Raw genomic sequence first — 8,997 nt, 5'->3', positions numbered from 1 at the left:
TTAATTATTGAGATTTATAGCACTAAATAGAATATTTGCAGAAGGTAGTTCTGATAAAAAATTTATCTCAAGTACTTTATCCTTATTTTTTAGTCTATTGACGGGAAAAAACAAGAAAAATTGCAATAAAAACGCTCCATACAGATCACATTTAATAAGTGAGGGTATTAATAGCTATCAAATGATATTAATTATCATTTGCATTTAGTCAATATCCCTACTATTGTTATCTCTTCTACTACTAAGGAGAAATATCATGGTTAAACCAACAATGTCATTACGCTCTCAACATGTTAAGAATTTAGCAAAAAAGATAAAAAAAATGCGTGCCATAGAAAAGGCGATTAATTGTAATAAAGAAGCAGATCTACTTGTTATTATTAATAAAAACCCAACACTTGTTTTTATAAAATAGCTAAGCACTTGGTTTTTTATATCAAAAAATAGTAGTCACAATTTCAGTGGGGTTGACAACTCAAATGATAATGATTATCTTTTAACTCGTGAATAGTTGAGTGCGTTACTCGGTCTTTCACAACGACATTGCTCACATTGCTTCTAGTATTTATTGACCAACTCTCCTAGCGTTGGTCTTTTTTTTATTTTTGCCTTTCAATAAACACAAAACCTTCCCTGTTAGTAGGAAGGTTTTATAGTTTTGAAGCAGATATAACATGACATTAAAATGAGGCTATGTTTTACCTTAATCAAAAACATTATTAATAACAGAGGCAATAATTGATGTGGTTATTGCGATTAACACCAAATCATTACCCACTATCTGCCATTCATATCCATCGTAATGCGGTAACTGACTTAGCATAATGCTGGGTACGGCTTTTTTCGCAATACCTGGAGGTAATGGCTTACCTCTTGTTAAATTCTTTGCTATTCCCGGAGGAAGACCTTTATATCCAGTTAGATTGTTCTTTATTGCTAATGCTCTTGCATCATCATAAGTGATTGAGACAGAGAGCCCTCCTCGACTATCAATACGCAGTTGCGAAGAAAATCCATCTTGTTGGTTTACGTTCTGGTGTCCTTTATTAAAACCGTTGTTACCTCTTTGATTTTGATGACTATGGGGATTACCGTTTCCATTACCTTTACCATTTCCGGGATCGGCGAAGGAATTCAAAGAAACCATAAAGGTCAAAGTAGCTATTAAGCCATGCTTTAATAAAGTGGGTATTTTCATGTGAGTTATTCCTTAAAAGGACGCCTTACAACGTTATAATTCCACACATAAAAATACAACTGCCAATATTCTGATTAACTTTAGAAAGGCGAAATAAATGAGGCTATAAAAATTAGCTTTAAATACAGCCTCTTATTATTTAATGCTATTTTTTATACGCTTCAAAAGTCATAATTTCTGTCGTATTACTGGGGGTTTGCAGATACTGGTAATCGGCTGATATTGTGATCTGTTTAAAACCAATCAAGCGTAGTATTTGTTCAAATTCAGACACACCAAACCATTTTAAGCTGAAAACTTCCCATTCACTTTCAATGATCTTGCCATCTCGCCATTTATCATAACGATGGTGTGAAGTAGTTAACTGATTTATATAATCAATTTCAGCATTAATTATCTGTAAGGTAATTAGATCGCCTTCTGGTGTATTAAATTGGCGACTAGTACATTCACCTTTAACAAAATGATGGGCAAGACTAATATCAACCAATAAGCGCCCACCAAACTCAAGCGCTTGATAACACTGTTTTAAGGCTTGGATCGCCTGCTGTTGCGTATTTAATAAGAGGAATGTCCCTGTAGGAATAATAATAGCCTCGACAGGGGTATTAACTTCAAAAGTGACTAAATTATTTTGAGTTACGTAGTTGGTTGTAAACCCATGCTCGATTAGATTTTTCTTACAAAATTCAAGCATCTCTTCGGAAAGATCAAATCCCTCAATATTAAAACCTGATTGCAATAAAGGAATAAGGATGCGTCCTGTTCCTACTGCCGGCTCTAAAATTTTACCTTTAACATCTTTTAATCGCTGTTGATAGTATTCAACATCGCCGAAACTGCATCCTATCGGTTTATCCAATTGATAAACTTGAGCCGATAGAGAGTGATAACTCTGCATAATATCCCTTAGTCTGTACCAATTTTTATGTATCTTATTAAAAACAAAAAATTATACAAGGCACCAAGGCATCTAGAGTAGGCCTTTACATTACCCTCACACTACTTATCCCCTTATAAAATTTAAGGTTGACAATCTAGTTGAGAATGATTATCTTTTAACTCGTGAATAGTTGAGTGTTTTACTAAACTATTTGCAACGACATTGCTCACATTGCTTCCAGTATTTACTGTGACCAACACTTAATGTGTTGGTCTTTTTTTATTAATAAAAACTGGCTTCACCTTTGGGTCTGGTCTTAAAGCGTCTATGAGCCCATAAGTATTGCTCTGGCGCTCGCATAATCTCAATTTCAATCAGATGATTCATTCTATCTGTATCATTTTGAATATTTTCTGTTGGATAATTATGAAGCTCTTTACCTATAATTAAGCTATATTTTTTATTATCATGACCATGATTACGTACCAATGTTACCGTTAAAGAAGGAGCTCCTGATAACTTTGCTAATATAACAGCGCCTTTTGAAGTAGACGTTTCCTTCACCGAAAAAAATGGTGAAAAGGTGGTTCCTTTTAAGCCAAAATCTTGATCTGGTGCAAACCAAATGGCCTTCCCTTTTTTTAATTCAGTGACCATAAACTTTAAATTACGTCTATCAATCATACCTTTATTAGAACGGCATCTTGCCCTAGTTTGAATAAACTCCATCGCTTTATTATTATGAGGCCGATACATTGCGTTTACAGGGAAGCACAACCCCATAATACGCCCTCCAAGCTCCAACGACATGGAGTGAATACCAATCAACAAAATACCGGTATGCTTTCGATTAGCCTCAGTAAAATTTGTTATTCCATCGACTTGATAGATATTTTTCAGTCTGTTATCGCTCCAAAACCATGCCATGCCAGTTTCGAATAGAGCAATACCTAATGCTGATAAATTTTCCATAACTAGCTTATCGATATCTTTTTTACTTTTATTCGGAAAACATAACTCTAAATTTTTCTTTATTATCGAAACTCTTCTTTTAATAAAAAAACGCGATAGTAATCCTAAATGTTTTCCTAAGAATAAAAGCCACGTGTAAGGTAATTGTACTAATAAAAAAAGAATAAATACGCCTAGCCAAGTAAGAAAATATTTAGGGTGTAACAGATGTAGTGAAAAAGAATTTTTAGCGTACACAAGATTTGTCCTTTCGTCACTTAAAAGACTTCTTTTAAGCTTAAGTTAATTTAGACAACAGTTATTTAAGATAGTTTATTTAAGATAAGTTACTTAGTGAATACCACTTAATAAAATTTACCATTTATCTTATATAAGTTTATTTTAAACGGCTTTTTCCTATTCTTTTCTTAAAAAAAAACTACCAGTCATAGCTTTATTTTCTGATTGATTTTATTCTAATCTTTTTGGAAAAATATGTAATAGCAAAGTAAGTAAAATTATTTTTATTTTCTTTTTTTATGTATGGTGAATATTTACCAAACTTTAATAATATCAGTTAGAATAAAATTTATTTTTATTAGCAAATAATAGATATAAAAAAACCTCACATCAGTGAGGTTTTTAAGTTATTTCGTCTAGTAAGATACACTTATATAAGTGTCTTTAAGTCTTAGACGCAATAATCCATAATTATTACAGACCGATAACATTAGCAGCTGCTGGACCTTTTGCACCATTTTCAATAGAAAATGATACTTCTTGGCCTTCTTTCAGTGATTTAAAGCTATCGCTTTGAATTGCTGAAAAGTGAACAAATACATCTTTGCTACCATCTTTAGGTGTGATAAAGCCAAAGCCTTTATCGTCGTTAAACCATTTTACTGTACCAGTCATTGTATTAGACATAGAATTTCCTTTAATAAATTTAGTTATGCCATAAGGCTAATTGCGGTTTGATTTCGGATTTTTACTTATGGGTACTATTTGAAGGAATTCGCAACGAAGAGGTATCAAGGATAGCGCTAAACGGTGAACTACTAAAAACTGGACTAACATAAATAGGTCTGTACTTCCAAACCAATGACGCTATTAAGTCATAGAATTTATTTTATAGCAAACTATTTTCACTTTTATTTTTTATAGAAGTGTAAGTTTTTTTTTATTTGATTTATTTCCCATGAAATTGTTAACCTTTACAAATAGATAGCTATTTATTGGGAATAAGCCTACTAAAAGTAGATACTGATAATTTTGTAAAATAATCAATATCTACTGATATATTTATACGATTTACTATTTTTATTGCTTATTTGCTCAGATTAACTAATAAGATTAGTTAAAATCTGTGATGTTTTAGTCCACAACAAAGAGCCACCTTCATTATCATAGGCATAACGTTGTGCATGGGGAAAACGTTGAGACAATAGCTCACCAAAATCAGGTGAGTGAACAGTACTTGTATCCTTTAGCCCATACCATAATGTTGTAGGTGTGCTAATCATTTCAGGAGTAAATCCCCAAGGTTGCATCGTGATTAATAAATCTTGAGCATAGCCCTTATTTCCATATTTAAATGCTTCTTTCATACAAGCTTGATAAACAGGAAAAAATTTATTTTCTTGATAAAGAGCCAAATCAACATCAGCACTATAATTCAAAATAAAATCCATTAACCAGTCAGCGGTGATATTTTCAATGATCCAGGTCTTTAATCCATCAGGATCGAATAATGCCTGTTGTTGCATATTAACCACATCACTGGACAACAGTTTTTTTATTTCAGGATAATCTAGTTGATCTTGACCAGCAACAATTGCCAGCTTATCCACTTTACCATAGTAACAAATGGCCATTGCAAAAACAGCACCTTGAGAGGATCCTATCACACTGATATTCTTAATATTAAGATATGCTAATAAGAATAATACATCGCTAGAAAACGATTTTAATGTCTTTTTAGGATCAAAAGTTGATTCACCTAAACCAGGACGCGTCGGTGTAATAAGTCGAATATTTAACTTAGTTAACAGATCAGCATCCATACTTAATAGCCCACTCATCCCTGCACCTGTGCAGAATAATACCGGTTGACCATCTGATGGGCCAGATTCATACCAAGTTAACGTTCGATTATCTGGTAATAACAATGCATGTTTTTCGGCACTTGTAACTTTCATTAGACTGTATCCAAAATTAATTTATAGATAGAATACCCGTCATTAAAAAATGATAGATATAATAATTATTTTTCAGTTTCTTATTAAAACTGATATTAAAATTAATATTGAAACTAGCTAAGGATAAGATTTCATTTTAACTCTCAGTATGCATTGATTTATACAGTTATATTTTATCTGAGATAAAATAATCGATATTTAGATATTCTAACAAACTGCCGATAAAAAATATATAATGACTTAAAAATAAAGGCGAGTCTAGCTCGCCTTTATCTCAATAAATAATCATTAAATTATTTTACTATTTTACAAGTACGCCCTGTATCTTCAGCAATACGATCATTAACTATTTCATCTTCTGACATCGTCGCTAAATTGAACTCTTCACTACCTTTACCCCACAGTTGGAAACTTTCTCCAACATAACGCGCACCACTTGCAGCGACTGCAGATTTTAACACGATTAATTCATCATTATAATCCATTACGGCCAAATCATCATTAGGGAAAGAAACTCTGATTTTTTGCCCTTCACAGTCGTAAGTTTCTGTTTTAGCAGCTAATGCAGGCGTTGCAATAATTGAAGTTAATAAAGCAATTGCAGAGATAGAAAGTAATTTACGCATTTACATCTCCTAAAATAATTAAAGTAACTATGGTTAGTCCAATTAGGTTAGATAGCTTTTTTAAAATAAAAAATAAGATATCTCCGTATTTAATTATAGGGGTAATATAAAGAAATAAGCGATTTTCTAAGCAATTATTTCCCACTGTATAATAGTCTAGATTAGTTTTACTAGCTTAATTTTTAAGGAGAAACCAACTCAAATACATAACTTTACATTATTGTTATTAACTTTTACCTTAATTAGAGTAACAGAATCTGCCTAATATGATATTATTGTCAAATAATAATTTGATTAATTTTCAATAGATTAATCTAATAATATCGATAAAGTGAAATAGTGGGAAGATCAATGCTTCAAGAAAATGTAGTTAAAGATATCATTGTTTGGATCGAGCAAAACTTAGATTCACGTTTATCATTAGATATTATTGCTGAAAAATCAGGCTATACCAAGTGGCACTTCCAGCGCTTATTTAAAGCATATACAGGAATATCTTTAGGCAAATATGTCCTAGCACGCCGTTTATCTTGTGGCGCTTATGCGTTGAGGATCACACGCAGTAGCCTTTTAGATATTTCTTTAAAATACCATTTTGATTCGCAACAAACGTTTTGTCGTGCGTTTAAAAAACAATTTAATATCACCCCTTCTGAATATAGGAAAAAGCAAGGTTGGGATATTAGTGAGCTTATATTTCCAGCATTAGAAACTGTTGAACTTAAAGCAAAATATGAAGTAATGACCTTACCTTCTAAAGAGTTGATAGGTATGGCTCATCAATACAATAAAAATATTTCAGCATGGAATTATGATAAGAAAAAATTTAGAAAAGAATTCTGGAAGAAGTTTTTAAAAGAAATACATACCATCCCTACAGAAATGTATGCCACACATCGTGCTTCTGCAGGCTCGCTAGATGATACGACTTATATTTATACAACAGCAGTAAGTAAAGAACAATTAACAAGCTCTGCTAATATTTCCACTATGTCTAACGTAGAATTACCCAATGGGAAATATTTAGTTATTACTTTTGAGATGGATAATATTTTAGATTCCCTCACCGGGTATGATGATATTATTTATACTGTATATACCAAAGTATTACCAAAGATGAATTTGCTACGTCGATCTGGTCCAGATATTGAACGCTATACCTTAAAACAATCGGTTAGCTATGATAAGTTAATCGGCCATAGTGAGCAGCATCTACAAGAAATTAGTTACTATATTCCTGTTCTTTAGTCGCTAATAGAAATAAAAAGATCTCAATCTGATTACGCATCTTGAGATCTTTTTAATATTTATAATACGTTAAAATAATTAATCTTTTTTAGATTGATTAGCAAAAAAGATCTCATCTTGTATATTTTTAGTTTTAAGAGTAAAGAGTTGATTAGTTAAGTTTTCAGTTAATTGCTCTGCATCAGCCATTACACGTAAGTTAAATTCATTCAGCATGTTATCCGCTGCTGCTTTATTCTTTTTACTCATTGACAAATAGTTAGCCTCCATTTCTTTTTGTTCTAATGCTGTTTTAGCTTCCCATTCTTGGTATGCTTTTTTAACAATAGGAGCAAATTGAGGATAATCTGTCATTACTAATGTTTGTAACTTACGATATTTCCAATAGATAGAGTCATTATCTGCTTTATCTGTTCCAATAGCATAGTGTTGCGGATATGCTTTTAATCCACTGTAATAAGGAACAAAAGCGGTTAGATCAGCCATTCCCAAACCAACATAAGTCACTTCACCAATCTCTTGCGGTAATTCAGGTCTTACTTGCATCACATGAGATTCATAAGTACGAAACACACTTATTGGTCGCCATGGTTCATTGCCATTCAATCCATTGGTATAAGGATCATGTTCTGTACCGTCAAAATGGTTGCGTAACATCGCTTTGGCGTCTTCTACTGATACTTTTTTCTCCGGTGTCAGCATAGGCGCAAATTGACGACCATCTGCCACATTCTGTTTCAGAGAAGGGTTAAATTGTTGCTGGATAACCCAAACCCTCGGGTAATTATAAGTGAGATCACGTTCATCATCACGCGTATAGGCTTTAGAAAAATTAAATTCGCCATCAGTGGCAGGATCATAAAGTCCTTTTTCTATTGCAAACTCAACTAAGTTTTTAGAACCTAAATTATCATTACTATCTGTATGGTAAGCCTGTAAACGCCCTTGATTACCCGTTGCAAAATATTTATCTTTTGGTAGTTTTTGCGCCATCCATTGATGACCTGTACCTGTTTCTAGGTACCACACCTCATTTTTATCAACGACGGCAACCCCAAATCCTTCTCCCGCACCTTGTGTTTCGATGATGTTTCCCAGTAATTCAATTGCTTCACGGGCAGTTTTTGCCCTTGAGAGTAAAATATCTGGAATATCATCTTCAGTGATCCCCGTATCTTCAACATAAGGATCGAACGCCAATGCTTTAGGTGAGGCAAAAATGGATTCTGTACCACTCACCCCAACGCCTAGCTCATTAAAACCCGTTGCACCATGCAATTGAGTTTTCCAATTAGGTACAGTGGTATAACGTAATGAGTGTTTAGGTAGTGGATAAGTAAAGCTATTAGCGCCATGATGGGCTTGAGTGCTATAAATGCCAGTCTGATTACTTTTAGCTGGATGAATAACAAAATGTTGTGCTTTTAAAGCATCACTATCTGCGCTACGAGCTACAATCAAAGAGCCGTCATTAGTTGCTTCACTCCCTGCTAATAACGTTGTGCAGGCCAGAGCCGAAGAAACTAATGCGATATTAATTGACAAAGCGATAACAGCTTTTTTAAATAAAAACATATAATGCCTCATTTGCTTGTTATTTATAATTTATATCTCAATTAATTATCTCTATTTTAGAGTAAAAAACTTGATATTTTTTGGTCTGCAGAATATTAGCAATGAGAAACAATCAATTACCGTGATTAACATCTCAATGATTAACTATTTAAAAAATAAAAATCGCATCAGTCTAACAACCATTTTTTATAGTGCATATAAAATCAAATAATATTATATGATGTGGTCAAATATTAAAAAATATCGCAAACTATGTTGATTGAATTGTGTATTAAAATATAATCATATGATATATCGTTAATAAAAAAACGTATTTAT

At 32.7% G+C, this 8,997-nt stretch carries 9 protein-coding genes; 2 read left to right on the top strand and 7 right to left on the bottom strand.

The window, feature by feature from the left end; translation table 11 throughout:
• The first annotated feature begins 256 nt into the window (after positions 1-256).
• Positions 257-415, top strand: a complete 159-nt coding sequence (locus tag AACU98_RS12030) for a hypothetical protein (protein ID WP_004247025.1) — start codon at positions 257-259, stop codon at positions 413-415.
• Positions 416-703: 288 nt separating this feature from the next.
• On the opposite strand, the gene AACU98_RS12025 is transcribed toward AACU98_RS12030, so the two are convergent.
• The 6 genes from AACU98_RS12025 to AACU98_RS12000 form a co-directional block, all read right to left on the bottom strand.
• Positions 704-1,198 (bottom strand): anti-virulence regulator CigR family protein, encoded by a 495-nt coding sequence (locus AACU98_RS12025; RefSeq protein ID WP_004247024.1) that lies wholly within the window; start codon positions 1,196-1,198, stop codon positions 704-706.
• 145 nt (positions 1,199-1,343) lie between these two features.
• A complete protein-coding gene (locus AACU98_RS12020) occupies positions 1,344-2,099 on the bottom strand; it encodes a class I SAM-dependent methyltransferase (RefSeq protein WP_004247023.1) in 756 nt (251 codons plus the stop codon).
• 264 nt (positions 2,100-2,363) lie between these two features.
• A complete protein-coding gene (lpxL, locus tag AACU98_RS12015; protein ID WP_004247022.1) occupies positions 2,364-3,290 on the bottom strand; it encodes an LpxL/LpxP family Kdo(2)-lipid IV(A) lauroyl/palmitoleoyl acyltransferase in 927 nt (308 codons plus the stop codon).
• Between the two features lie 456 nt (positions 3,291-3,746).
• Positions 3,747-3,959 (bottom strand): transcription antiterminator/RNA stability regulator CspE, encoded by a 213-nt coding sequence (cspE, locus tag AACU98_RS12010; RefSeq protein WP_004247021.1) that lies wholly within the window; start codon positions 3,957-3,959, stop codon positions 3,747-3,749.
• Positions 3,960-4,372: 413 nt separating this feature from the next.
• A complete protein-coding gene (locus AACU98_RS12005; RefSeq protein ID WP_074561759.1) occupies positions 4,373-5,230 on the bottom strand; it encodes an alpha/beta hydrolase in 858 nt (285 codons plus the stop codon).
• A 293-nt stretch (positions 5,231-5,523) separates the two neighbouring features.
• A complete protein-coding gene (locus tag AACU98_RS12000; RefSeq protein ID WP_004247019.1) occupies positions 5,524-5,856 on the bottom strand; it encodes an MliC family protein in 333 nt (110 codons plus the stop codon).
• A gap of 351 nt (positions 5,857-6,207) precedes the next feature.
• Between AACU98_RS12000 and AACU98_RS11995 the strand changes: the two genes are divergently transcribed.
• Positions 6,208-7,104 (top strand): AraC family transcriptional regulator, encoded by an 897-nt coding sequence (locus AACU98_RS11995; RefSeq protein WP_004247789.1) that lies wholly within the window; start codon positions 6,208-6,210, stop codon positions 7,102-7,104.
• A 78-nt stretch (positions 7,105-7,182) separates the two neighbouring features.
• Here the strand turns inward: AACU98_RS11995 and AACU98_RS11990 are convergent, their stop codons facing one another.
• Complete coding sequence (locus AACU98_RS11990; RefSeq protein WP_036908189.1) at positions 7,183-8,679, bottom strand: C69 family dipeptidase; 1,497 nt, start codon at positions 8,677-8,679, stop codon at positions 7,183-7,185.
• Between the last annotated feature and the right edge of the window lie 318 nt (positions 8,680-8,997).

Origin of the sequence: Proteus sp. G4380, assembly GCF_963885725.1 — a bacterium.
Classification (GTDB): Bacteria; Pseudomonadota; Gammaproteobacteria; order Enterobacterales; family Enterobacteriaceae; genus Proteus; species Proteus mirabilis.
Note: the sequence above shows the minus strand (reverse complement) of the source record. Positions and strands in the feature narration are given on the sequence as shown.